The following is a 24,581-nucleotide window of genomic DNA, read 5'->3' as shown; positions in this document are numbered from 1 at the left end:
CCCCAAGAATATTGCATTCTTGGGGTTTTTGTTATGTATAGTGCGTGGTTTTAATTAATTACCACATCTTCCTTGGTTAGACCATCTCCTATTATCTTGTAAAAGATATAAGTAACCGTTATACGTAACTTGATCACCAGGGGAATAGCTTCTATTACTGCTATAAGGGTCCACACCTTCACAAATATCTGCAGGTTGAGAAGTTCCACATTCTCCTAATCGATTCCATGAGTAAAAATCTCTTTCATATAAGAAACCTTGATAAGTAACTTTATCTCCAACGTTATATCTAATATTTGGAGACCATTCGTCTATACCATCGCAGATGTCATTTTCGTTTCCGTCGCCATCTCCATCGCCGCCGTCACCGCCATCTCCGTCACCAGAAGGGTATGCTTCATTTGTTCCTGAAATATCTCCAGCGGATAATTCTGCTCGTCTTCTTGCGTGTGTAGTGCCATCTAATTGTACTATGGTTGGCTGACCATTTTTACTAAAAGTGTAAGCTCCATACATCATAGTAGATTTGATGTCGAACTCTCCAAGGTTCAAGGAGTTTTCGTTCTTTCTAAATTGGCTTTCAGCTCCATCTTGTATGTTTTCAAACAATATTCTTACATAATTGTCTCTGTCTGATCTGGTTTGTTCATGAATGTACCCCAGAGTATGACCGATTTCATGGATCATTACAACTTCGCTAGTTCCAGTACCAATATTTATTCTTCCTCTATTTCCGTTTACTCCTAAATTAGCGCTTCCGCAGTTACAAGACTGTCCATTATTTATGATAGTAACGTAATAGCTTTCGTTAGTACGTTCTTTAAACCGGATATTGGTTTTTGTAGACCATTCTCTCATCGAGTTTAGAGTTACTTGTATCTGATTGTTGGTAAGGCTATTGTCTAAAACGTAAATAATGGTGTTGTTTGGCCATTTTTGTACACCTCGGTAAAAGCCTAACTTTTCATCTAAATCTTCATTGGGTTCTGGATTAGAGTTGTAGCCGACTTTTTGATCAGTTAATTGTCTCGATTCATAAATGATATCTCCGCTTAAAAAAGTACCATTTTTTAGATCTTCTACGATAACAACATCATCATTAAAGAATTTTTTTACGACTTCAGTTTCTTGACTACTCGTGATTTCGTCAAAACTTTCGTTTGTACAAGAACTTGCTAAGATTCCAAGACCTATGAAAGCAGCTCTTCCTAAATTGATTAATTGTTTTGTTTTCATTTTAATAAAAGTTGAGTGTGTAGTTATTTTAAAATTATTTGTAGCATTTTGCTATAGCATTTAACGTTGCAGAGAGTTTATATTGTAGTAAACAAGGTCGATTTGAAGTGTGTTTTAGTATTCGTAGGTAGTGAATGAGAAATCGTGTAAGTTTGCTGAATCTTCTCTTTGTTTTTTTATAAAATCAGCAATTTAGGATTTAATTTTTCTAAGTTTGGAGATGTTGTTTTTTTACAATAAAAAGGAATTAAAATGTTTATTTACAGAGTTTTGTGTTGAATGGTGTGTTAATTGATCAATTATTAATTTAATCTTAAATCCATTTTAAGGCTATTTTTAACGCTTTTAAGAGGTTTTTTGTTTTTTCTGGTCTTGTTCTTAACTAATTGTTGATAACTCTTTAAATCATACTTTCTAAAACGCTTTGAACATTTGACTGTTTTTTTATCTTTGTTTGTTGACCAAAAAATTGTAATTAATATAGCTGATTTATGAGCGAAGAAGCAAAGAAAAATAATTATTCAGCCGATAGTATTCAGGCATTAGAAGGAATGGAGCACGTGAGGATGCGTCCATCGATGTATATCGGTGATGTTGGCGTAAGAGGTTTGCACCATTTGGTATATGAAGTAGTAGATAATTCCATCGATGAAGCACTAGCAGGTCATTGTGATGCTATCGATGTTACTATAAACGAAGATAATTCTATAACGACCAAAGATAATGGTCGTGGTATTCCAGTCGGAATTCATAAAAAAGAAGGAGTTTCTGCATTAGAAGTGGTAATGACCAAAATTGGTGCAGGAGGTAAATTTGATAAAGACTCCTATAAAGTATCAGGAGGTTTGCATGGAGTAGGGGTTTCCTGTGTGAATGCACTTTCTGATCATTTACATGCGATTGTACATAAGGATGGTAAAATATGGGAACAAGAATATGAGAGAGGAAAGCCATTATATCCCGTAAAGTCTACAGGTGATACTGATTTTAACGGTACTATAGTAACCTTTAAGCCGGATGCTACTATTTTTCAGCAGACCTTAGAATACAATTATGATACTTTAGCGAGTCGTATGCGAGAATTGGCATACCTTAATAAAGGAATTACGATCAATCTTACAGATAAACGCCATACAGATGATGATGGTAATTTTGTGTCTGAAATTTTTCATTCAGAAGAGGGATTAAAAGAATTTGTAAAATTCTTAGACGGAAGTCGTAATGCTATTATTGGTGACGTAATTTCTATGGAAGGCGAAAAGAATAATATCCCTGTAGAAGTTGCCATGATTTATAATGACTCCTATGCTGAAAACCTTCACTCTTATGTAAATAATATCAATACGCATGAAGGAGGTACACATCTTTCTGGATTTAGAAGAGGATTAACTTCTACATTAAAGAAATATGCTGATGCTTCTGGAATGCTGGATAAGCTAAAGTTTGAGGTAGCTGGTGACGATTTTAGGGAAGGTTTAACTGCAATTGTTTCTGTAAAAGTAGCAGAGCCTCAATTTGAAGGACAAACAAAAACGAAACTTGGAAACAGAGAGGTTACTTCGGCCGTTTCTCAGGCGGTATCTGAAATGTTAGAAAATTATTTGGAAGAACATCCAAATGATGCTAAGACGATCGTTCAGAAAGTAATTTTAGCTGCTCAAGCAAGACACGCTGCTAAAAAGGCGCGTGAAATGGTGCAGCGTAAAACCGTAATGAGTATCGGAGGGCTTCCTGGTAAGCTTTCTGATTGTTCGGAGCAAGATCCTGCGTTATGTGAAGTGTTCCTTGTGGAGGGTGATTCTGCAGGTGGAACTGCTAAACAAGGTCGTGATAGAATGTTTCAGGCGATATTACCTTTAAGAGGTAAAATCCTGAATGTAGAAAAGGCAATGCATCACAAAGTATTCGAAAATGAAGAGATTAAGAATATTTTTACAGCATTAGGTGTTACTATCGGAACAGAAGAGGACAGTAAAGCACTTAACCTGTCGAAGCTTCGTTATCACAAAATTGTAATTATGTGTGATGCGGATGTCGATGGTAGTCACATTTCTACACTGATTCTAACATTCTTTTTCCGCTACATGAAAGAATTGATAGAAGCAGGACATATTTATATAGCAGCACCACCTCTATATTTGGTGAAGAAAGGTGCTAAAAAGCAATATGCTTGGAATGATGATCAACGTGATCGAATTGTTAAAGAGTTTGGTGATAATACTAAGATTCAGCGATATAAGGGTCTTGGAGAGATGAATGCAGAACAGCTTTGGGATACTACTATGAATCCTGAGTATAGAACAATGCGTCAAGTAACTATAGATAATTTAACAGAGGCAGATAGAATATTTTCTATGCTAATGGGGGATGAAGTTCCTCCAAGAAGAGAATTTATTGAGAAAAATGCAGTGTATGCAAATATTGATGCTTAATGTAAATACTGCTAAATAATTTAGAACGAAATCCGTTATACCATGTATAGCGGATTTTTTTATATATTGTTGCGCCTATTAAAACCCAAATCTAAGGAAATGAACGTGCCAGACTTCCATATTTTTTAAATGTTTGGTTCTGTTAATTTTATCGGATTATTGAAAACCATAGATACAAACAGATGAAAAAAACTTTACTCTTTTGTTTAATGCTTGTGCTCAAAGTATCTTATGCACAAACTAATGTCGATCAATTACTAGAACTTGGTATACAAAATGCACAGCGCTTTAGTACCGACTATTTTGCTCCAGGAGGAGAGGTATTAGTTAATAGTATGTCTAATGGTTGGTATAAGAGCGCACATGTTAAAAAACTATGGCGTTTCGAAGTAGGTTTTGTGGGTAATTTGTCTTTTGTGAGAGAAGAAAAACAATCGTTTATCCTAAATACGGCAGAATATGATGGAGTAGCATTTCGAGAAGGGCCGGCGAGTCAGGAGGTAGCTAATGCTTTTGGAGGGAATCGTGGAGATTTTGTTGTGGTATTAAATCAAGGACAATTAGCGCAAGTAGAAGTAACGCTTCCAGACGGAATTGGGGGGCAAGAAGTAAATATTGCGCCTACAGGTTTTTTGCAAGGTTCTATTGGAGTTTCTAGAAGTACAGAAGTAAAAGCAAGATTCTTACCAAAAATAGCTGTTAGAGAAAATACAGAAGTATTTCTATATGGATTAGCGGTACAACATGAATTTACAGATTGGATTTTTTCTTGGAAAAGGCTTCCTTTTAGATTCTCTGGACTCGTAGGGTATACCAATGTCAGAGGGTTTTATGATTTTGCTGCAGATAGTGAAACAGAAGGTAATGATCAAGAAATTAGATTAAAATCAAATTCGTGGTTGGTTAGTGGAATTATTTCGACCAAATTTTCCAAAGTTAATCTCTATGGAGGTTTTGGTTTTTATACAGGTAATAGTACTGCCGATGTCTTAGGGTCTTATGAGGTGCAAAGTGGTCCATTAGCATCACAAACTGTTGTTGATCCGATTTCTGTAGACAATAAAACTTCAGGACTAAAAGCAACGCTAGGAGTAAATGTGAAATTAGGTTTCTTTAGAGCTAATTTGGATTACACATTACAGAACTATCAAAACCTTTCTATAGGTATGAATTTTGGTTGGTAATTTAACTAAGAATTCACAAACAAAATCGTTAAAGAATTCGTATTTTCGCGCTGATATTGAAGAAATTCAATATACTAGGATAATATTAATCAAAATTATATTAAAATAATGAAAGTTACAGTAGTAGGAGCTGGTGCAGTAGGTGCAAGTTGTGCAGAGTATATTGCCATAAAGAATTTTGCTTCAGAAGTAGTGTTGTTAGATATCAAAGAAGGATATGCAGAAGGTAAAGCAATGGATTTGATGCAAACCGCTTCTTTAAATGGGTTTGATACTAAAATAACAGGAACTACAAATGATTATTCTAAAACTGCAGGAAGTGATATTGCTGTAATAACTTCTGGAATTCCTCGTAAACCAGGAATGACTAGAGAAGAGTTAATAGGTATTAATGCAGGAATTGTAAAATCAGTTTCTTCTAGTTTAATCGAGCATTCTCCAAATGCTATTATCATTGTAGTAAGTAATCCTATGGATACGATGACGTATCTTGTACATAAAACTACTGATCTTCCTAAAAACAAAATTATCGGTATGGGTGGTGCTTTAGATAGCGCACGTTTTAAGTATCGATTAGCAGAAGCTTTAGAAGCACCTATTTCTGATGTAGACGGAATGGTAATCGGAGGTCATAGTGATAAAGGAATGGTTCCTCTTACAAGACTAGCTACAAGAAATAGTGTGCCTGTTTCAGAATTTATTTCTGAAGAACGTTTAGAAAAAGTAGCAGCAGATACTAAGGTTGGTGGAGCTACGCTTACCGGATTGTTAGGAACTTCTGCTTGGTATGCTCCAGGAGCTGCGGTATCTGGTTTGGTACAGGCAATTGCTTGTGATCAGAAAAAGATTTTCCCTTGTTCAGCACTGTTAGAAGGAGAATATGGATTAAATGATCTTTGTATCGGTGCACCTGTAGTATTGGGTAGAAATGGAATCGAAAAAATCGTAGAGATCGAGCTTAATGATGCTGAAAAAGCAAAACTTGCAGAAAGTGCAGAAGGAGTTAAAAAGACAAATGGATTGTTAGAGTTATAATCTGTTTTAATCGAATATATTAGGAAAGAGCTACTGTCTTAAATAGTAGCTCTTTCTTTTTTTATAAATGTTTATCTAAAAGTTTTTCCAAATTTCCTGATGAAGGTAAAGGACAATTATCAGATAATAATTCTCCATTTTTATCAACGAGGAAGAATTTAGGGATTGACCAAGTAGTGGTAGTTTTATCTCCAGAAGTTTTGGTTTCACCTATAAATTCTACAAGAGGACTGTTTGGAGGAACCCAGAAATGTTTCTTTTTTGATTGTTTTTTTGATATGAATTGGTGCCATCTTTCTTTTTTGAAATCTAATGAAATATAGATGACATCTATATTAGAACCATATTTCTTTTTAATCTCCTCCAAAAAAGGAGTCTCAGCGATACAAGGTTTGCACCAAGTGGCCCATAAATCTATGATAGTAAGCTTATTTAATTGACTATTTAGAGAAGATGTTTTCTTGTCTGTATCAGAAACTTCAAAATCAGGAAATTGTTTTTGAGAATAAGAGCCTAAAAAAGAAAGAAAGAGTATGAATGTTAAGAAGTTTTTCATAACGATTAGATAAGTATGATTATATCCAAATATATAAAATTGCAATAATTAGTTACGAGAACGAATGGTTTAATTAAGACGTTGATAAAGATGCTTCCTATTTATTAAAAATACACTAGACACAAAGTTTTAATTTTTCTATATTTGCGACCATGAAGAAAGAATGGTACTTCGGAATGTTAATTTCAGCTTTTGCGTTACTAGTAGTAATGCAAGGGCAAACTGTCGTGCCTAACCAAGAGATTGTTCTTGACTTTAGAAATGTTACTGTATCGTCACAAGAAGCTGAAAATGCAGTAAAAACTGTAAAAAAACAGTTAGCATCTATTGGTGTAAAAAACATCCGAATATCCAATGAACTTCATAACGGTAAGCTAAGAATTTCTTATTACAGCGATGCCGATGTAGAAAGTATACAGCAAATACTTGCAGAGAATCATATTTCTTGGAATCATATTCTTTTTGATAAAAACGGTTCTAATAATTCTAAAATTCCTTTTGATAAAGAATCTTCAGACTATCATGTAGCTGTTTATAAAATTCAGAAAAGTACCGATAATGATTCAGGTTTTAGTGGGATTCACGTTTTAGAATTAGAACAAAAACAGGATAGGGCTTCTGGTGTTTCTTATAGTTTTGTGAATGAAGACGCTAATGAAGCGATCAACCGATTTATACAATTAGCACAGAAGGTGCATAGTGCGATTGCTATCGCAATAGATAATACTTCGTATAAAATTCCAGAGGTAAGAGCAGGACCTATTTCTTAGTTTAGAAATACACTGTTTACCAAATTTCTAAAAAAAAATAAATAAGCTATTCCGTAGATTTTTATACTGCGGTATTAGCTAAAACCTAATAACTAAGTCATATTCAGACCTAGTTGAATTACATTTTTAATATACTAACAATTGTCAATCACAGAAGAATGTTCGAAACATTTGGTGGGTTGACTAAAATAAACCACAATGCAAAATAAAGGACTTGTTAGAGTGTTTGCGATTATATTTGGATTGGTATGTCTTTACCAGTTATCGTTTACATATTTAACATACACAAAAGAAAAAGAAGCTGAAGTTTTTGCGATAAATAAGTATCCAGAAACAGTAGAGAATTACTCTAAACTTAGAGAAACAGCTCAAAAAGAGTATTTAGATTCTATCGGAAAGGATCCGATTTTTGCGAATTTTAGTTATAACGAAGCAAAAGCAAAGGAACTAAATAAAGGTCTTGACCTTAAAGGAGGAATCAATGTAATTCTTCAAATATCAGTAAGAGATATTTTAGAAGGATTAGCAAATAAATCTAAAAACCCAGCATTCATTCAGGCATTAGATGCTACTGATGAAACTCAGAAAGATAGTCAGAATACCTATGTAGATGACTTTTTTACAGAGTTTGAAAATATTCCTGATGCTCAGTTAGCATCTCCAGATATTTTTGCGAATAAAAACTTAAGTGATGATATCACTTTTGATATGTCTAATGATCTAGTAAAGCCTATATTAAGAACAAAAATCGACGAATCGGTAACATCAGCATTCGAAGTATTACGTAAGCGTATTGATAAGTTTGGGGTTACACAACCAAATATTCAACGTTTAGGAGAGTCTGGTCGTATTTTGGTAGAACTTCCAGGAGCTAAAGATGTTGATCGTGTAAAGAAACTTTTACAGAGTACAGCTCAATTAGAATTCTGGGATGTTGAAAACTCTCAAGAATTAGGAATCTTCTTAGGAAGAATGAATGATAAGCTTAAGAAAGAATTAGAAGCAAAAGAAAATAAAACTACTGAGAAAGAAGAAGTAGTATCTGAAAAAGTTGTAGATACAGTAAAAACTGATAGTACCGAAGTAAATACTGCTCAGGCAGATAGCACTCAGACAGATGCAGATGCAGAAATCGAAAAATTATTAGCGGATTCTGAAGATTCTACGGATGTTGAAGCGCAGGTAAATCCTATTAATGATTTAATCGGTCCTCCTTCTGTTCCTGGAGCTTTAGTTTCTGTAGCGGTAAATGATGTGGAGCAGTTTAACTCGTATCTAGATAGAAAAGATATTAGAGCACTATTACCTCAATCATTAAGATTTGTGAAGTTTGCTTGGAGTAAACAAGCAAAAGAGGAAGATAGGGTAGATTTATATGCTCTTAAAGGAAATCGTGATAATACTCCAGAATTAAGTGGAGGTGTTATTACCGACGCTGCACAGACCTATGACCAACTTAATAATGTAGTTGTGACGATGCAGATGGATGGTAAAGGAGCTAAGAAATGGGCAGAAATGACCGGAAGAGCTTCTCAAACAAGAGGTCAGATTGCAATTGTATTAGATGATATTGTATACTCTGCGCCTGGTGTTTCTAAAGGAGCTATTACAGGAGGAAGAAGTGAGATCTCTGGAGATTTTACGGTAGAAGAAGGACAAGATTTGGCAAATGTATTAAGAGCAGGTAAATTACCGGCATCAGCAGATATTATTCAGAGTGAAGTTATAGGGCCGTCATTAGGGCAAGAAGCAATCGATAGTGGTATCATGTCTTTCGGAATTGCATTGGTGTTGATTTTAATCTGGATGATTTTTTATTATGGAAAAGCAGGTGCTTTTGCCGATGTTGCTTTGGTAGTAAATATCTTATTTATATTTGGAGTATTAGCTGGATTAAAAGCAGTATTAACATTACCAGGTATTGCAGGTATCGTATTAACGATTGGTATGTCGGTAGATGCGAACGTACTTATTTTCGAAAGAATTAAAGAAGAATTGGCCAAAGGTAAATCACAAGTTGATGCGATTAAAGATGGTTTTAGCAACGCATTGTCTTCGATTTTAGATGCAAATATTACAACAGGTTTAACTGGTTTAATTCTTTTATTCTTCGGTACAGGACCGATTAAAGGATTTGCAACTACTTTATTAATCGGTATTCTTACATCTTTATTCACTGCGATTTTCATCACTAGGTTGTTTATTGATGGATATGGTAGAAATGGTAAAGAATTGGCATTCTCTACAGCAGCTACTAAGAATTTATTTAAAAATGTAAATATTGATTTCTTAAAGAAGAGAAAAATAGCTTATGCTATATCAGCTGTTATTGTATTAGCTGGTTTAGGATCATTATTTACTCAAGGTCTAGATAAAGGTGTTGATTTTGTAGGAGGTAGAACATATACTGTTCGTTTTGCTAAGGATGTAGTCCCTACAGATGTAGAAAAGGATTTAGTAGCTGTATTTGGAAGTGCACAAGCAAAAACACTTGGTGCAAAAAATCAGTTAAAAATTACTACAAAATATAAGATTAATGAATCAGGAGAAGCTGTAGATTCTGAGATTTCTGATTTGTTATTTAAGTCTTTAAAATCTCACCTGCCTGATAATATGAGCTATGAAGAGTTTTCTAATGGTGATGAAGATAAGCAAGTAGGTATTATGCGTTCTATGAAGGTTGGACCTACGATTGCAGATGATATTCAACAAGCAGCCTTTGTTTCTGTTATAGGATCTTTAATTGTAGTTTTCTTATATATCTTATTTAGATTTAGAAGATGGCAGTTTAGTTTAGGTGCGGTAGCGGCAGTTTTCCACGATGTATTGGTAGTGTTAGGTGTATTCTCACTTACTTGGAAGTTTATGCCATTTAATATGGAAATCGACCAAGCGTTTATTGCAGCTATTCTAACTGTAATTGGATACTCGCTGAATGATACCGTGGTAGTATTTGATAGAATTCGTGAATATTTCGCGGAGCACACTACATGGCCGTTAAATAAGAATATTAATGGAGCGTTAAATAGTACGTTAAGTCGTACATTAAATACTTCGTTAACAACCTTATTAGTATTAATAGCGATCTTTATTTTTGCAGAGCCTTTACGAGGATTTATGTTCTCATTAATCATAGGTGTACTAGTAGGAACCTACTCTTCTTTGTTCATTGCTACTCCAGTAATGTTCGATACTGTAAGCAAAGTAGGTTTAAAAGAAAAGAAAAAGACTGAAGAAGAATCATAGAAAAGTCTATTTCTAGAATATCAAAAAAGCTGCATTTAAAAAATGCAGCTTTTTTTATGGGTTTAAGTTAATCACATTGATAAAAATTTAGGGGATTTTTTAGTTTTTTATTAACACTATATCGTTTGAGTAAATTCTGATTAGGGAGTTTACTTTTTTTATTACCTACTTTTGAAAATATCATCAAATAATTATTAAAAAACTGAGTATTTAACAGTCTTGTTGAGAAGTGTTGTCGCTGTTATAGACATGGATCAAATGGGACTGTTTGTTTACTACAATTTTCGTTTGATGGGATCATAATAAATATCCTTTTTATGAATGTTTATTATGGGTATAGAATCTTGGGGAACTATTGTTTGGGAAGATAGTTTTTGGAATATATGCAAGCTGTTTTTACAGCATTTTTTAATTGTATAACACACACACAAGATTCATGAAAAACACTAATCTATTTTTGTTGTTATTGTTCTTTTATTCTGGAATGATAGCACAGCAAGTCCACACTTCTTATTTATGGCACATGCAACAACCCATTTATTGGGCAGAGAAAAGTAAAGAAAACCCTAATCGGTATCAAACAGTTTTAGAATCACATAATTTAAAAGTATCAGGTGATTCCTGGAATGTATATGCTGATGGGATTAGTCATCCACTAAACGATTTAGAAGAAATTTTTGGGAAGTATGATCGAGTAAAAGCCTACCAATACGGTCCTAAGAACTCGGTTCAGACTCTTTTAGGATTGCCAAACGGAGGTGCACAGGTAAATTATTCTGGTTGTTTAATTGAAAATGTAAACAGTCTAGCAAATGCTGGAGTTTGGGGATATAATCAAGGTTGGCAAAATGACTTTATCGAAGCAAAAAGCTGGAGAACTTCTGGTGGTCAACCCAGAATGGATCTAACTGGTTTTACATTTCATCACGCTTTGGCTCCTTTAATTAGTGAGAGAGCCCTAAGAATGGAATTGAAAACACATCGATATATCACTGATCAAACTTTTGGAGGTGAATATTCTAAAGGATTTTGGCCTGCGGAATGTTCTTTTTCTGAAAGAATAATCAAAGTATTGGTAGAAGAAGGTTTCCAATGGTCGGTTATCGCAAATAGTCATCTCTCAAGAACGCTAAATGATTATCCATTAGATTATGGTACTTCTGGAGTTAATATTGATCCACCAAATGCTGCGGATAAGGTAGCTACCAATGGTAATAACTGGTGGAAAGGACAAATCGACGGCAGAGGTGGTACCTTTGCTGCTCCATATTGTTACCAGGCACATAAAGCGCAATACATAGATCCAGAAACAGGACAAACTTATAAGATGGACGTAGTTCCTATGGCTGATTTACTTAGTTATCAGAATGGATTTAGTTCTATGGGTACAGGAGAAATTGATGCTAATATTGCACCATTTAGTAATGCAAGTCAACCATCTATTGTTTTGTTAGCACATGATGGTGATAATGCTTGGGGAGGTGGTGATAGTTATTATCAGGAATCTGTTCCAGGTTTCGCTAATGAAGCTGCCTCTAAAGGATATGACCCAACTACTATTCAGCAGTTTTTAAATTTCTACCCAGTTCCTGAAAATGATATTGTAAAAGTGGAAGATGGTTCTTGGGTAAATGCAGCCAACGATTGGGGACATCCACAATTTATTAACTGGCTATGGCCGTTATATGATACTACTGATTATAGATTTAATCCTGATGGATGGACAGAAGATGCTAGAAACTGGGCAGTGATTACTGCTGCAGAAAATTATGTGTTAATGGCAGAAGATAATAGCAATGGAGTTGATATAGCTAAGATAATAGATCCATCATTTGGAGCTTCTAGTGCAGAAAAAGCGTGGCATTTCTTTTTACCATCGCTAACCAGTGGTTATATGTACTATGGTAAAGCGATCGATATGGAAGTAAAGCAAACCTTAGCTGGGAACATAGCAATAGAACATGCTTTAGATGCACTTGGAGGATCTATAAATCAGGATAATACACCACCTTCTGTTTTTATTCCTCAAAGATTTCCTTACAATCCTGGTGGTAAAGGTTTTGGCCCAATATATGCGTATCAGGAAGTTCAAAATTCTTCTGATTTTCATATATGGACATTTGCTCATGATGTAAGTGGATTGGCTTCAGTAGTTTTAAAATATAGAACCGATGATGACGGTATAAATCCTATTGCGGATAATGTAAACGACACCTATGCTGGAGGAGAAGAAGTAAGTTCCTGGAATACAATTTCCATGACACAAAAAGAATTTCCAAAAGATAATGTCACTCAGGATCCAGAAATAGATCTTTTTATAGAGCCTACGGCAATAGCAGATCTATGCTATGCAGAAATTCGTGGTTTGTCTAATGTATTAGTAGATTACTATGTTGAAGCTACAGACACTCAAGGGAATGTATTTAAGACTCCAATTCAACATGTGTATGTTGGTGATTTTAACAGTAGTGATGAGGTCACACTTACTGTGGAACCTAATTCTGGAAATTATGATGATACTATTGAAGTAGTTTTAGAAGCATCAACAACTTCTGATAATGATGATGTGACAATTTATTATACGATAGATGGATCAGAGCCTACAACAAATAGTCTGGTTTACTCTAATCCATTTGATTTAGGAAATGAGGATAGTGATCCAATCCAGCTAAAAGTTGTGGCGTATGACGGAGATGGAAATCTTTCTGACGTAATAACACATTATTATACATTCGGAGACATCCCTTCTTATAAAGTGTACTTTAAGAATACTTCCAATTGGAATGATGTGTATGTGTACGCATTTGACAAGAACAACAATACACCATTACCTGGATGGAATTGGCCAGGAAGATTGATGGCTCCAACACCAAATTCTCCTTGGTTTAGCTATGAAGTTGCTGAATCAGTTGAAGTAGGATTGGTATTTACGAATGGAAGCGGACAACAATCAGATGATCAGTTTAGAAATGTAGAAGGATGGTACGTATTATCAGAAAATGTTTGGTACGATCAATGTCCTTCTGATTGCCCTGGAGAATTAGAGTTGCCAGTATTATCAGTAACTCCTCAAGGAGGAATTTATGAGGGTAGCGCAACAGTTAATTTAACTGCTACGAATCAAGGTGTCATTTATTATACATTAGACGGGACCGCACCATCAGATTCAAGTTCTTTGTATTCGAACTCACTTGTATTAACAGAAACCACTACACTATCTGCGATTGCCTATAATGATACAGGTGCTTCTAGTGTGCTATCCGAGGAGTATACTATTAATCAACCTCAGTCCTATACAGTTCATTATAGGAATACACAGAATTGGTCCGATGTTTATGTGTATTTGTTTAATCAAGATACTAACCAGCCATTACCAGGATGGAGCTGGCCAGGACAGCCTATGTCTAGAATGGATAGTTCTCAGTGGTATTCCTTTGCGATTCAGGAATCAGGAAATATAGGTATGGTTTTTAATAACAACAATAACGGAAGTCAATCTGATGATCTCAATAGAACTATAGATGGTTGGTATGATCCATCGACAAATCTTTGGTATCCAGATTGCCCAGTGGCATGTCCAGGTGATGTCACAGATGATAGTTTAACAATCTATTACAACAATAACAATACAAATTGGAATACCGTTAGTTTGTATTATTGGGAGACGTCTCCGGCTGCTTTGAGTACTTCATGGCCAGGAGTTCAAATGACAGATGATGATAATGACGGCTGGTATGAATATACATTAACAGGAGTTACTTGTGCCAAAGTAATTTTTAGTACTAACGGAAGTCAGCAAACAGAGGACTTAGAAATTTGTGGAGATGGTTGGTATGATAATGGTTGGGTAAGTGCACCATTAAATAAAGGTCCAGAAAAAGATGAAATCAATGTTTCTGCACCATATCCAAATCCATTTGAAGATACCATTAATTTTAATGTATCTGGAGAAACAGAAGCAGTAAATGTTACTGTTAGAGATGTTAAAGGTGCTCTGTATTATTCGGATAGAGTGACGAGTAAAAACGGAACGATATCAATTCCACTGAATGTTTCAAAAGGAATATACTTTATAAAGTTCAGTAATAAAAACATCAATAAGGTTGTAAAAATAATTAAGTAGCGGCTATCCTTTTTTTGTACTACCTAGATAAGGCCTCTTGGAATATTTGTTTTTCAAGAGGTCTTTCTTTTTTGGGCAATCTAACTTTTCTTAAAACTAATAGAATCACCTTCTTTTAGATTCCATTGATCCGATAATCCAGCATTAATTTCTAAAACATATCTAGCAGGTTTTCCAGAGGGTAACGAGGTTGGATCCAATGGTTTTGCATTTTTCTGGAAACTCACGATTTTAAATTGCTCATCGATATAAATAATATCCAAAGAGATCTCTGTATTTTTCATGTAAAAACTCTGTGGCCTTAAGGTTTCCATAATAAATAGCATTCCTCGTTTTTCTTCCATGGTTTTGCGATACATTAAACCTGTTTCGCGTTCATAATCGTTATCCGCAATTTCGATATCTAAGTTTACTATAGATTTTGGAATAGAATCTTGTATGTTATAGATGAAGAGTTCTCCTTCTTTTTTAAATGTTATCTCTTCAGTAATGATCTTTTTATCATTCTCTTTTTTACAAGAAAAAATGGTTACAGCACTTAGGGCTATGCAGAGTATTAAAATATTCTTTCGCATCAGTCTAACTTTATGAGATAAAAGTAGACAAAAAAGTCGCACTTCAAAAATTCGAAGCACGACTTTTATTTGGAAATCAAGATTTAAATCCTCTGAAAGTAGTTTACTATTAATTAGTGCATATAAGTATGAGACTTACGATGTTTTCGATACCAAATGAACATTCCTAATAGTATAAGTAAGATAAGAAGATGAGGTTCGCTCATTCTAGCAGTATCATCTCCAATATCTAGATTTTTATTACCTGATAGTACTTGTTCTTGTTTCTTTTTAAGAATGGCTTTTTGAGCTTCATTTTCTACGACAATATAGGAGGTAACAGGAGTCATTATTTTAGACATAAAACTGTTTCGTACCAATTGCAACCAATCTTTTTTTCCTTGTGCAGGAAATAATGTTTGGGATAACCACATGCCTTGCATAGCTAACCCGTCAAACCATTTTTTTTCAGAAATTGAATTTTCATTAAGATTGTAAGGGCCATTTTTAAGAATAATACTTGGTGTTTCATCCCTAGACAGATAAGTGGTAGAAAGATCTTTATGTTTGTAGATAAGAACATTTTGATCAAATGTTATAGGAACAGAATCAACTATTTTTTTCTTTGGATTTTCTAAAAGAGAATGTGGTTCGAGAATCCCATTGTTAGAAAGATTATAGAATCTGTTATGGTCTGGAAATGCAATTTTAAAATCTGAAAAATCTTTGTTTAGCACTGCTTTCTCGATTGAATCCGTAACTGCCACAAAAACAGGATAAGAATCTGATGGATTTTGATACGAATCAAACAATGTTTTTTTGATAGCTCTATCTAAATAGAACCCGCCTTCAAATGATTGTTGGGAAAACTCTTTTTTCCAGTTTTCTATACCTACGGATGAAGAAGTATAGGTATTCACAAAACTAATTTTAAGCCGAGTACTAATTTCAGGATATTCGTTAATTAACTTTTGAATTCGATTACTATAGTTATTTAAGTACCTCTCTTTATGTGCAGAAACATCTACAAGAAAATGAAAATACGGTTTCCTTTTTACAGATGCCAAATTCTCTTTGCTCTTAGATGAAATGTAAATCAAATTACCGAGGTCCATGGTGCTATATGCTTTTTCCTGTACTTCACTTCCTAAAGTGGTAATATGCCCATCAATTTGTAAGGTAACTGGTTCTTTATGTATAAATTCTATCCCAGTTTTTCGAGTCTCATTTTTAGCAAAAGGAAAAACTCTAAAAGCTACTTTATTACCGGTTAAGTAATATAAAATTCCGGGATCTTTATTTTCATTTCTTATCTGAGAAAACACCCACATAGCAGATTTCTTTTCTGCTAATATTCCCATCTCTTTTCTGTCTCCAACATACAAATAATAATCACTGATCCAACAACCGTTCGGTAAGTTTATAGTGGTGGCATATTCTTTAAATCGATCAGAGCTATCATTTTTTATTTCGAGATGAACCCAGCTTTTCCATACATTTTGAGTCTTGTCATAGATGCTTTTACTTTGTATGTTAGAAATAGCAACTTGATCGTTTCGTAGTTGATCGTGCCATGGTTCATCTTGTGGTGCTCCAAAAAAGATATGTTCGATTGCGTCTATTTTTGGATTGGATAAGAGTAGATTATCCAAAACAATCCAATTATAAAATGAAGATAAGTATGGAGTTTGATGAGTCTCAAGAAAAGCTCCATTTCTATCATCTTTATGTTTCTTGATAGTTTGTATTGTTTTTTTTAAGGATGTCGTATCGATAAAATATGTTTTGGTATAGTCTGGAGAATATACATAGTCTAAGGTTTCTTCTAAAGTATATCGATCCATTTTATAAGTGATCGTTATGCACGTTGGAAGTACTAAAAAACTTAGAATAGAAATACTTCTTAATAACTTAATGGATATTTGATTTTTTAATGTATTGAAGTTTTTAACAAGTTCCTGTACATGAATAACAAAAAGAAGCAATGGGGAGAGCATTAAAAATCCAGTGCCAACAATTACTATTGCAATAACAGATAATGGAAGGAAAGGTAGAAATACCATAAAGAAATATAAAGTGTAAGAAAATGTAATGCTTCTTCCTATAAATATTAAAAGTTGATATGTTTTATTTTTGATAGTAGGTAAGCATACTAAAATTCCATTGATAATAGCTAAAATATAAAACCAAACATTAGTGAAATTTCCAAAAATCCCTGATTCATTAATACTATATGAATTAAATAATATACCATTGTTGATAGCAAGTCCTAAAAGTGGGAATACAATTGTTATGGGTATTTTCCATATAAGATCATATTTTTTCCAGACAGCTCCTTTTTTAATAGCTAGAATATAAATTCCTCGTACTATAAAGAATAGAAATAATAAGGTTCCAATTATGATAAATATCAATAAAATATGGAACCCAAACTGATGATCGAATGGCTGCCAAAGAGGAATAATAACTTGTGAGAAAATATACCAACAGATTGGAATAGCAATGGCTGCCGCAAAATTTATCAATGCATTATGCTTTTTTCTTTAGGAGTAAACTGAAGAACGACAATCAATAAAGAATAAAAAAGGGTAGGCATTAAAAAAGTACCCAGATATAGAACAATATTCCCTGATATCATCCATCTTGGTATTGAAAATGGAATTATCTGATCAGCATATTCGCCGTATAGATAGATAAAGGGAATATACACTAATAAAGCGATCCATCCATAAATGGCAGATACTTGTCTTTTTCGTACTATCAAGAACAGTGTGTATGCAAAGTTCAAGAGTCCTAATATAAACAGTATACTTCCAAATATTTTCCAGTATGCAATATGAGAATCTTCTAGAAGACTTTTAACAATGTTAAACTGGCCCCAAAAAAGGAAGAATACCAAAACAATTGGAAGTGTATTTATGATTAGCAGCCATTTAGGATTACGTAAGTTGTGCATGGTGCGTATATTTTTTAATTAATGTATCGGTGATTAGATAAGTGACTATCAAAAATGATAGATTAACGAGAATACCTAAACCTTCATGGATCACATGAGTTTGAAGGTGTAATAGTTCACTAAGCCTGTTTTGCGAAATAATTGAAACAAATATTCTAGCAGTATTCACAAAGACAGTGATCACTAAAGAAAACAATAAAATTAGAGGGAATACAATCATTTTTATAAAGTGTGTTTTGGAATACTCAAGGAATAGATACAATAGCATTAAGAACAGAATTGTCCAAAGATTAAATCCAGCACAAGATTTATCGATGATGATATCAAGTTTTTGATGATAGTATCCTATGTTATCAATATATTCCGAAGAAGAACCTACCATAGCACTAAAAAGAAGATCTGTGGGTTTAAGTAAAAAAGTCAGATCTTCTAAATTTGATTGCTTAAATCCAAATTTTAGTAGCGCGAAAAGAACTATTCCAAATATATAATAATAGCTATTTTTAGAGATATTCATTTTACTGTTTTTAGTTATGATTTTATGAACTCCATTCAATTTTTCTGGAGACCATCATTATAGTTCCTAGAATTAAGAATAACCCTATACTTCCTACCAATAATGCATAATCTTCTAGCTGAATTATTACAAAAATAAAAGCGTATAGAGCGATTAATGAAGTAGATATTAAACCCATAAATTTTAGACTTCTTAAGATGGCTTTCGAATATACAGAAATAAGAAGTATAACCGAGGTTCCTGCTATGAGATACGCATATAGGAAGCTAGAGTGCTCTGATATGGATATAAGTAAGATGTAGAACATCGTTAACGCTAATCCGATCATTAGATACTGAAAAGGATGAATATTTATTTTACTAATCGTTTGTATCAAGAAAAATACTAAGAAGGTTAAAGCTATTACCAGATAGCCATATTTTGCAGTTCGTTCACTTTTTTGATAATCATCTACGGGAACTATAAATTGAACTCCAAATGCCGAGGAGTTTATGTAAGGTAATTCTCCAAAAAACTCTTGTTCGAACTCTCTATTAACCTGCAGTACTTTCCAATTTGCCTTAAAACCTTTTTCTGTAATAGATTTGGTTTTAGGATCAGGCAGATAATTTCCATCAAACTTTGGTGACGCCCAATCAGAGGTAATTGCGACATTGGTTTCTTTACCTACTGGTATAAATTTTAACTGATTGCTACCGTTGATAATTAGGTCTAAACTAAAGTCTACCGTTTTCTCTTTTGGCCAAGATTTTTCTTGTAAAAACTTCGTTTCAAGAGTATTTGTGTAGGAATCTTTAGAGTATTTGGATTGTAAAATATAATTTTCTGGTCCCAATTGTAATTGAAGATTACTTTTGATTCCTTTTAAGTTAGTTGAATTTACGATGATGGTGGATTTGTCCCATAAAATATCTTCCTCGGCTACATCTTTTATTTCGAATGAAGGAGTGGTAAAAGAACCTTTTATTTTCATGTCTGATGTATATACAGGAGATTTGTAAATTCCTCGTTTTAAGTTGTCTGTAGAAACATTAGCTTTGATGTCTAGAAGATTAGGAAAAAAATATGCATTATGAAGTGTTATCATATCTTCTTCTAGATAAGATTTAGTTTTCTCATCCCAGATTTTTTTTGTTTTATGAGTTTGGTATGGGATTTTTAAAACAGGCCCGTAAAGTAGCACTTCATTTCCCCATTTCTGATTAATGTCATTTACAACTGTTTGTTCTTGTCGTATCGATCTTTCTTGTATTAAATTTTTAATGTAGGAAAGTGGAATAAGTAATACCAAAATGAGAATTCCTACCATAAGCATACGGATGGTTACAGAAGTTTTTATCCATTGTCCAAAGGACTTTTTTTGCTTTTGAGTTTCCATAGTTTTCTTGTTTATAATGATGATATTTTTAAATAGTTTCTTTTTGATAATGGCGGATTAGGTGATAGGTAATAATTAAAAAACCTCCAAAACCTATTGTAAAAGCCCAGGTATTGATATGTTCAATAGGAGAAATAATTCTTCTAAATATATCACCGAGTATATGCATTGGATTTTGCAACAAGTCCCAGCTGTTCCAACGAAGTATTCTTCCCATATAAATTCCAAATCCGCAGAGTAATAGCGTAGTATGGATAATGAAAGAGACAGTCTTTTTGGAAAAATGATAACCAATGAAATTTTGCATCATTCTTAATGAAGCAAATCCTATGATCAATCCATTGATGGCAAAGGATAGTATAAGCAAGACATCGAACCAAACGGAATGTAATGTGCTCAAGCGGATATGCTGTAAGTCTGTAAGGATATAAGGAGCATTAGGTAAAAAAGCAAGCCAACTTATGAATCCAATAGCGAGCAAGAATCTATTTTTATATAGCTCATGAAAGCTAAGTAATGTTGTAATTGCATACGGTATGCAGGCTAAAAATAGATTCCAGATGAGGAATAGGAAAAAAATAGAATCTAATTTTGAAACTCTAATAAACAATAAACTTAGGCTGAAGATAACAGCTATACTATATCCTTTTATGAATGGTAATTGTTTTTGTAAATATTTCATGCTAGAAAGGTTTTTGGAAATGGATTATTAGCTACGATGAGGAAGTATCCTATAGTAATAGGAATGTTTAGTAAAAAGATCCCAATAGTGGTTAGATTCTCTTTTGAATTGTGATAATTTATAATAGAGTTAGCGATTAAACCAATCAATGTAATTCCGTTTAATACAATGGCAATTATGACATAAAAAAGGCCGATTACTATAATTTGATCCCAAGGTATAATGATATGCATTAGTAAAATGATCGTGCCTAATAAGAAACTGCAGGTGGCAATCATAAGTGCGTTCCGATTGATGGATTGTGTTATTTTCATGATGTAGAGATTAAAAATGTGGTTTGTATTGTTTTTAAAGGAGTGTCTAGTAATTTCCTGAAATCCAGCTGGTAAAAAGAATATGCACTTTTACCTTTTTTGAAAGCATTTCTAAATAAATTGAACTTGTCTGGGTAGAGTATAGTTCCAATAAGTATTACCGTAAATAGGTAGGCGCTTTTTTTTCCATTACCCAGCAGATAGTATTGCATTGCAATTTCTTCAGACACAGTAATTCCAGTAGCTGTAAGTACATGAAATACATCATGATTCTCAAGTTTAGGTTGAGGTGAAAAATCGTGTTTCAATAAAAATGCACCTAAATAAAAACCAAGAGTTTCTTTGGGGAATTGTAGTAGTTGTGAGACAGAGATATCCCAAGGTTCTTCACTTTTAAACCATTTTTGGTATGGAATCTTACTCCATTCGTATAAAGTTTCCAATAAAATTGCTCTCATTTTTTTGTTTTTTAAAAGTACTTTGAAATTCAAAGTAAATAGGTAAAAAAATATAACTATTGTTTTAGTAGTTTTTCAATAGCTTCTACATGTTTTTTAAAAGCTTCTCTCCCTTTTTTGGTAGCACTATATCTGGTATTTGGTTTACGTCCGATAAATGATTTTTCGACTAGTATATACGCTTCTTTTTCTAATGCTTTGGTGTGACTCGCTAAATTTCCATCTGTAGCCCCCAATAACTCTTTTAGCATTTTAAAATCAGCATATTCATTAACGATTAGGATAGACATGATACCCAATCGAATTCGATGATCAAATGCTTTATTTATGTTGCCAATTATGTTTTTCATTTCGTATCCCAAGAGCTCTTTAGGATTTTATACTCGTTTCGTAAGGACTAATGTTTCAGATAGTCCTTTTCTCTTCTATAAATAGTCTTCAAATCTTTTGATAATAGCATCTTACACTTTTCCAAGGATAAATCTGATATGGATACTGTTTTTTTACCTTTCTTGTAATCTATATAAAAGGTTTTCCAATGCTCAGGGAATAATATACCCGATGCTAAAAACAAAAGACAAAATATGCTATAATTACCATTTCCAAATAAATAAGCTTGCATTCTTATTTCATCAATTGGAGACATGCTGTATCCCAGTATGATGTGTTTCATATCGTGCTCTTCGAATTTTGGTATGATCTTAAGATTAAGGCTGTTCAACATTTTAAAAACATCATTTCCGATTGTTCCTTCAGGCAGTAAAGCTAATTCTTTTAGTTGTATTTTACTTTTAGATTGAAATAAGTATTGCAAAGGTTTAATGGCTATTGATATTTTCAAATTTTCAACAAAAGATTCTCTTAGTTTATAAGGTTTGTTGATCGTTATTTGTTTTAGGTCAAGTATCATAATGTCATTATTTACTAATTAGAATAATCATGTTGAAAATAAATCATACTTCCGTAAATAATGTGCATCACCCCAAATCCAAGTACCCAAAACCAGAATCCAAAACCAGGATATATGGCACATGCCAAACCTAATATAATTTCGACATATCCCAAATATTTTACATTACCAATTGTATATTTAGAAGCATTTACCAAGGCTAAACCATAAAAAATAAGCATCAACGATCCTGTATGTCCATAGTGATTACTATAGATTTTTATCAGAATGTAAATACCACCAGTTATTAGTGGAATTAAAAAGGCTGCCAGTAATCTTCTGGAAGTGCCATTCCATAGGGTTTCGTTATTTTTTCTTGCTTTTCTATTACTTAATATCGCAGCAGTAACAATACTCAATATAGCTATCGCCGCTAGATCAATTAAAATGTAGTTGAAGATTTTACTATGCAAAATAAGGTAATCTCTACCGCTAGTACTCACTAGATAATATGCAATGGCGGCCCCTATAATCGCATATATTCCTGCGAGTATTCCTGATAAACCACTTAACGAGAAAAATCGTGATGATTTGTTCATCATATTTTTAATCTCCGTGATGTCTTTTAAATAATCTTCTGTGCTCATTTTAAAAGTACTTTGAAATACAAAGTAAAAATAAATAAATGATACTCACAAATTTTTTTTGAGATTAAATCAATTTTTATTCTGAAACTGAGATTCCAAACTTTCTTTTGCTTCTAAATCTTCTAATGCTTTACCAAGCAGCGCTGTAGGGATTAAAGCATTGTAATCTTTCCAGAAACTAGGATCATAGGGGAGAGGATAGGTAAACAAAGAATTAGAGAAATTATTTTTAAATATATTTTCATTTTCAGGTGGTGATAGCTTTTCGGTTTTAATAGAGTTTACAACTAATTCTGATTCTGTGGTAGCTTTATAACTTTCGAATAAGTCACCTTTGTTGTCATAAGAATTAGTGACTTTAATTCTTTTTAGATACCATTTATCACGATACGCAGAGAAATTAACATAGACTTTAAAATCCTTTAAACTAGTAATACGTGTAATAAAAGCTTTTTTGGATTCTTTTTCTACTATCTCAGGTGTTCTTAGTTGTGCAGCAAAGCGTTCGTTTAATTTCTTCTTTGCTTTTTTTGTGAGTTCGTAACTATAGGAAATGATACCTTTACTTTCTTCTTCTAATGTTATTTCTCCGATATAGGGAGCTTCAATATCATTAGAATCCTTGGGTTTAAATGAGATGATATATACCAATTTATTATTGTAAGTACTCTTTCCGTATAAAGTGAATTTATATTTGTGATTTATCTTAGGATTAAAAAAATCTGCTTGCCGTTTTACTTTGTCAGCTCCCGTAAGTCTCAGTGGACCTCCGCCTATCTCATTATTTTCTAACCATTTTAAATTGGTAGTATCAATGGATTTTAGATCTTCTGATTGTTCCATAATCTTATAATCTTGAAGGTTATCGCTTTTTCTTAGAGCAATTATTTTAGTTTTATCCCTCATGTCAGCCACAAACTCCTTAGGTTCTGGAAATGGAACTTGATTTATATTAAATTCTAAACGATTGAATTGCTTGTAATTGGTGTTGGATAATAAGTAATCAAAATTATTGTCATATGCAGAATAGTAAATTTCCGTTGCTGCATCAGCAAACTTGGTATAATTATCATTTATTTTGGTTAGCTCTCTATAATACGTTTCTAGCGTGACAGGTTGTTGCGCATAGTTTTTGGGGATAAGAGAGATTGCTTCATTAATCATTTCCTTGTATTTGTTTTTCGCAGTAACCACAATTTCATCTAATGAGGTAGAGATTGATTTTAAAAAAATCTTCTGAGTAGGAGATTTTAGCTTTTTTACTGGGATACTGTTATTCTCATAACCAACGAATGAAAAAATGACTGAAGAGGAAGCATATTTTTTACTAAAAGTTAATTCGAATTTTCCATCTTCATTCGTAATAGTTCCTATAGAAGTATTTTCTAGTAGTACATTTGTAAAAGGCAAAGGATCTTTCGTTTCCTTATCAAATACAGTAGCTTCGATAGTAATAGTTTCTTGTTTCTTTTGTTGTGCGAAAGAACTAGAGGATCCAAACCCTAACAACAGGATAATAAAAACAAATAGGAGTGTTATGTTTTGAGGTTTCAAAGTGATTAGATATCTTGGGGTTACTAATATGCAACAGTCTTTCTAAAATA

The 24,581-nt window shown here is 33.3% G+C and carries 20 protein-coding genes; 6 read left to right on the top strand and 14 right to left on the bottom strand.

Features of this window, described 5'->3' with window-relative positions; genetic code table 11:
- Window positions 1-54 precede the first annotated feature (54 nt).
- Complete coding sequence (locus Q1B37_RS19345; RefSeq protein ID WP_299901462.1) at window positions 55-1,236, bottom strand: M12 family metallopeptidase; 1,182 nt, start codon at window positions 1,234-1,236, stop codon at window positions 55-57.
- Between the two features lie 491 nt (window positions 1,237-1,727).
- Here Q1B37_RS19345 and gyrB point away from each other — a divergent pair, with 491 nt between their 5' ends.
- The 3 genes from gyrB (at window position 1,728) to mdh (ending at window position 5,887) form a co-directional block, all read left to right on the top strand.
- Window positions 1,728-3,668, top strand: a complete 1,941-nt coding sequence (gene gyrB / locus Q1B37_RS19340; RefSeq protein ID WP_299901460.1) for a DNA topoisomerase (ATP-hydrolyzing) subunit B — start codon at window positions 1,728-1,730, stop codon at window positions 3,666-3,668.
- Window positions 3,669-3,850: 182 nt separating this feature from the next.
- Window positions 3,851-4,852, top strand: coding sequence for a DUF6588 family protein (locus Q1B37_RS19335; protein ID WP_299901458.1), 1,002 nt, complete (start codon window positions 3,851-3,853; stop codon window positions 4,850-4,852).
- A gap of 108 nt (window positions 4,853-4,960) precedes the next feature.
- Window positions 4,961-5,887 carry a malate dehydrogenase gene (mdh, locus tag Q1B37_RS19330; RefSeq protein ID WP_299610214.1) on the top strand — a complete coding sequence of 309 codons (927 nt, stop codon included), beginning with the start codon at window positions 4,961-4,963 and terminating at the stop codon, window positions 5,885-5,887.
- Window positions 5,888-5,948: 61 nt separating this feature from the next.
- Here the strand turns inward: mdh and Q1B37_RS19325 are convergent, their stop codons facing one another.
- Complete coding sequence (locus Q1B37_RS19325) at window positions 5,949-6,443, bottom strand: TlpA disulfide reductase family protein (protein WP_299901456.1); 495 nt, start codon at window positions 6,441-6,443, stop codon at window positions 5,949-5,951.
- A gap of 152 nt (window positions 6,444-6,595) precedes the next feature.
- Between Q1B37_RS19325 and Q1B37_RS19320 the strand changes: the two genes are divergently transcribed.
- The 3 genes from Q1B37_RS19320 (at window position 6,596) to Q1B37_RS19310 (ending at window position 14,582) form a co-directional block, all read left to right on the top strand.
- Window positions 6,596-7,213, top strand: a complete 618-nt coding sequence (locus tag Q1B37_RS19320) for a hypothetical protein (protein WP_299901453.1) — start codon at window positions 6,596-6,598, stop codon at window positions 7,211-7,213.
- A 198-nt stretch (window positions 7,214-7,411) separates the two neighbouring features.
- Window positions 7,412-10,459 (top strand): protein translocase subunit SecDF, encoded by a 3,048-nt coding sequence (gene secDF, locus Q1B37_RS19315; protein WP_299901450.1) that lies wholly within the window; start codon window positions 7,412-7,414, stop codon window positions 10,457-10,459.
- A gap of 436 nt (window positions 10,460-10,895) precedes the next feature.
- The gene (locus tag Q1B37_RS19310) at window positions 10,896-14,582 is read left to right on the top strand and encodes a starch-binding protein (protein WP_299901448.1); all 3,687 of its coding nucleotides are present in this window, start codon (window positions 10,896-10,898) and stop codon (window positions 14,580-14,582) included.
- An 80-nt stretch (window positions 14,583-14,662) separates the two neighbouring features.
- On the opposite strand, the gene Q1B37_RS19305 is transcribed toward Q1B37_RS19310, so the two are convergent.
- From Q1B37_RS19305 to Q1B37_RS19250, 12 genes are all read right to left on the bottom strand, one after another.
- Window positions 14,663-15,157 (bottom strand): DUF192 domain-containing protein, encoded by a 495-nt coding sequence (locus tag Q1B37_RS19305; protein ID WP_299901446.1) that lies wholly within the window; start codon window positions 15,155-15,157, stop codon window positions 14,663-14,665.
- A gap of 113 nt (window positions 15,158-15,270) precedes the next feature.
- Window positions 15,271-17,661, bottom strand: a complete 2,391-nt coding sequence (locus tag Q1B37_RS19300; RefSeq protein WP_299901443.1) for an MSEP-CTERM sorting domain-containing protein — start codon at window positions 17,659-17,661, stop codon at window positions 15,271-15,273.
- On the bottom strand, window positions 17,658-18,092 hold the full coding sequence (locus Q1B37_RS19295) for a hypothetical protein (protein WP_299901440.1): 435 nt from the start codon (window positions 18,090-18,092) through the stop codon (window positions 17,658-17,660). The genes Q1B37_RS19300 and Q1B37_RS19295 overlap by 4 nt, the downstream gene beginning before the upstream one ends.
- On the bottom strand, window positions 18,076-18,609 hold the full coding sequence (xrtK, locus tag Q1B37_RS19290; RefSeq protein ID WP_299901437.1) for an exosortase K: 534 nt from the start codon (window positions 18,607-18,609) through the stop codon (window positions 18,076-18,078). Before xrtK ends, Q1B37_RS19295 begins: the two co-directional genes overlap by 17 nt.
- Window positions 18,610-18,631: 22 nt before the next feature.
- Window positions 18,632-19,987 (bottom strand): cell envelope integrity protein CreD, encoded by a 1,356-nt coding sequence (creD, locus tag Q1B37_RS19285; RefSeq protein WP_299901435.1) that lies wholly within the window; start codon window positions 19,985-19,987, stop codon window positions 18,632-18,634.
- Between the two features lie 28 nt (window positions 19,988-20,015).
- Window positions 20,016-20,669, bottom strand: coding sequence for a DUF1361 domain-containing protein (locus tag Q1B37_RS19280; RefSeq protein ID WP_299901432.1), 654 nt, complete (start codon window positions 20,667-20,669; stop codon window positions 20,016-20,018).
- The gene (locus Q1B37_RS19275) at window positions 20,666-20,983 is read right to left on the bottom strand and encodes a hypothetical protein (RefSeq protein ID WP_299610199.1); all 318 of its coding nucleotides are present in this window, start codon (window positions 20,981-20,983) and stop codon (window positions 20,666-20,668) included. Before Q1B37_RS19275 ends, Q1B37_RS19280 begins: the two co-directional genes overlap by 4 nt.
- On the bottom strand, window positions 20,980-21,441 hold the full coding sequence (locus Q1B37_RS19270; RefSeq protein WP_299901429.1) for a hypothetical protein: 462 nt from the start codon (window positions 21,439-21,441) through the stop codon (window positions 20,980-20,982). The genes Q1B37_RS19275 and Q1B37_RS19270 overlap by 4 nt, the downstream gene beginning before the upstream one ends.
- A gap of 56 nt (window positions 21,442-21,497) precedes the next feature.
- Complete coding sequence (locus tag Q1B37_RS19265) at window positions 21,498-21,791, bottom strand: transcriptional regulator (protein ID WP_299901426.1); 294 nt, start codon at window positions 21,789-21,791, stop codon at window positions 21,498-21,500.
- Window positions 21,792-21,838: 47 nt separating this feature from the next.
- Window positions 21,839-22,351, bottom strand: a complete 513-nt coding sequence (locus Q1B37_RS19260) for a hypothetical protein (RefSeq protein ID WP_299901424.1) — start codon at window positions 22,349-22,351, stop codon at window positions 21,839-21,841.
- 14 nt (window positions 22,352-22,365) lie between these two features.
- Complete coding sequence (locus tag Q1B37_RS19255) at window positions 22,366-22,977, bottom strand: hypothetical protein (RefSeq protein ID WP_299901421.1); 612 nt, start codon at window positions 22,975-22,977, stop codon at window positions 22,366-22,368.
- Window positions 22,978-23,046: 69 nt separating this feature from the next.
- Window positions 23,047-24,531: a carboxypeptidase-like regulatory domain-containing protein gene (locus tag Q1B37_RS19250; protein ID WP_299901418.1), complete on the bottom strand. Its 1,485-nt coding sequence runs from the start codon at window positions 24,529-24,531 to the stop codon at window positions 23,047-23,049.
- Window positions 24,532-24,581 lie beyond the last annotated feature (50 nt).

Source organism: uncultured Aquimarina sp., from assembly GCF_947492965.1.
Lineage (GTDB): Bacteria > Bacteroidota > Bacteroidia > Flavobacteriales > Flavobacteriaceae > Aquimarina.
This window is presented reverse-complemented; position numbering and strand designations above follow the sequence as displayed.

Bases quoted from the DNA above. Each gene is read 5' to 3' on its own strand.
- Q1B37_RS19345 (WP_299901462.1), bottom strand. From the start codon at position 1,236: ATGAAAACAAAACAATTAATCAATTTAGGAAGAGCTGCTTTCATAGGT.
- gyrB (WP_299901460.1), top strand. From the start codon at position 1,728: ATGAGCGAAGAAGCAAAGAAAAATAATTATTCAGCCGATAGTATTCAG.
- Q1B37_RS19335 (WP_299901458.1), top strand. From the start codon at position 3,851: ATGAAAAAAACTTTACTCTTTTGTTTAATGCTTGTGCTCAAAGTATCT.
- mdh (WP_299610214.1), top strand. From the start codon at position 4,961: ATGAAAGTTACAGTAGTAGGAGCTGGTGCAGTAGGTGCAAGTTGTGCA.
- Q1B37_RS19325 (WP_299901456.1), bottom strand. From the start codon at position 6,443: ATGAAAAACTTCTTAACATTCATACTCTTTCTTTCTTTTTTAGGCTCT.
- Q1B37_RS19320 (WP_299901453.1), top strand. From the start codon at position 6,596: ATGAAGAAAGAATGGTACTTCGGAATGTTAATTTCAGCTTTTGCGTTA.
- secDF (WP_299901450.1), top strand. From the start codon at position 7,412: ATGCAAAATAAAGGACTTGTTAGAGTGTTTGCGATTATATTTGGATTG.
- Q1B37_RS19310 (WP_299901448.1), top strand. From the start codon at position 10,896: ATGAAAAACACTAATCTATTTTTGTTGTTATTGTTCTTTTATTCTGGA.
- Q1B37_RS19305 (WP_299901446.1), bottom strand. From the start codon at position 15,157: ATGCGAAAGAATATTTTAATACTCTGCATAGCCCTAAGTGCTGTAACC.
- Q1B37_RS19295 (WP_299901440.1), bottom strand. From the start codon at position 18,092: ATGCACAACTTACGTAATCCTAAATGGCTGCTAATCATAAATACACTT.
- xrtK (WP_299901437.1), bottom strand. From the start codon at position 18,609: ATGAATATCTCTAAAAATAGCTATTATTATATATTTGGAATAGTTCTT.
- creD (WP_299901435.1), bottom strand. From the start codon at position 19,987: ATGGAAACTCAAAAGCAAAAAAAGTCCTTTGGACAATGGATAAAAACT.
- Q1B37_RS19280 (WP_299901432.1), bottom strand. From the start codon at position 20,669: ATGAAATATTTACAAAAACAATTACCATTCATAAAAGGATATAGTATA.
- Q1B37_RS19275 (WP_299610199.1), bottom strand. From the start codon at position 20,983: ATGAAAATAACACAATCCATCAATCGGAACGCACTTATGATTGCCACC.
- Q1B37_RS19270 (WP_299901429.1), bottom strand. From the start codon at position 21,441: ATGAGAGCAATTTTATTGGAAACTTTATACGAATGGAGTAAGATTCCA.
- Q1B37_RS19265 (WP_299901426.1), bottom strand. From the start codon at position 21,791: ATGAAAAACATAATTGGCAACATAAATAAAGCATTTGATCATCGAATT.
- Q1B37_RS19260 (WP_299901424.1), bottom strand. From the start codon at position 22,351: ATGATACTTGACCTAAAACAAATAACGATCAACAAACCTTATAAACTA.
- Q1B37_RS19255 (WP_299901421.1), bottom strand. From the start codon at position 22,977: ATGAGCACAGAAGATTATTTAAAAGACATCACGGAGATTAAAAATATG.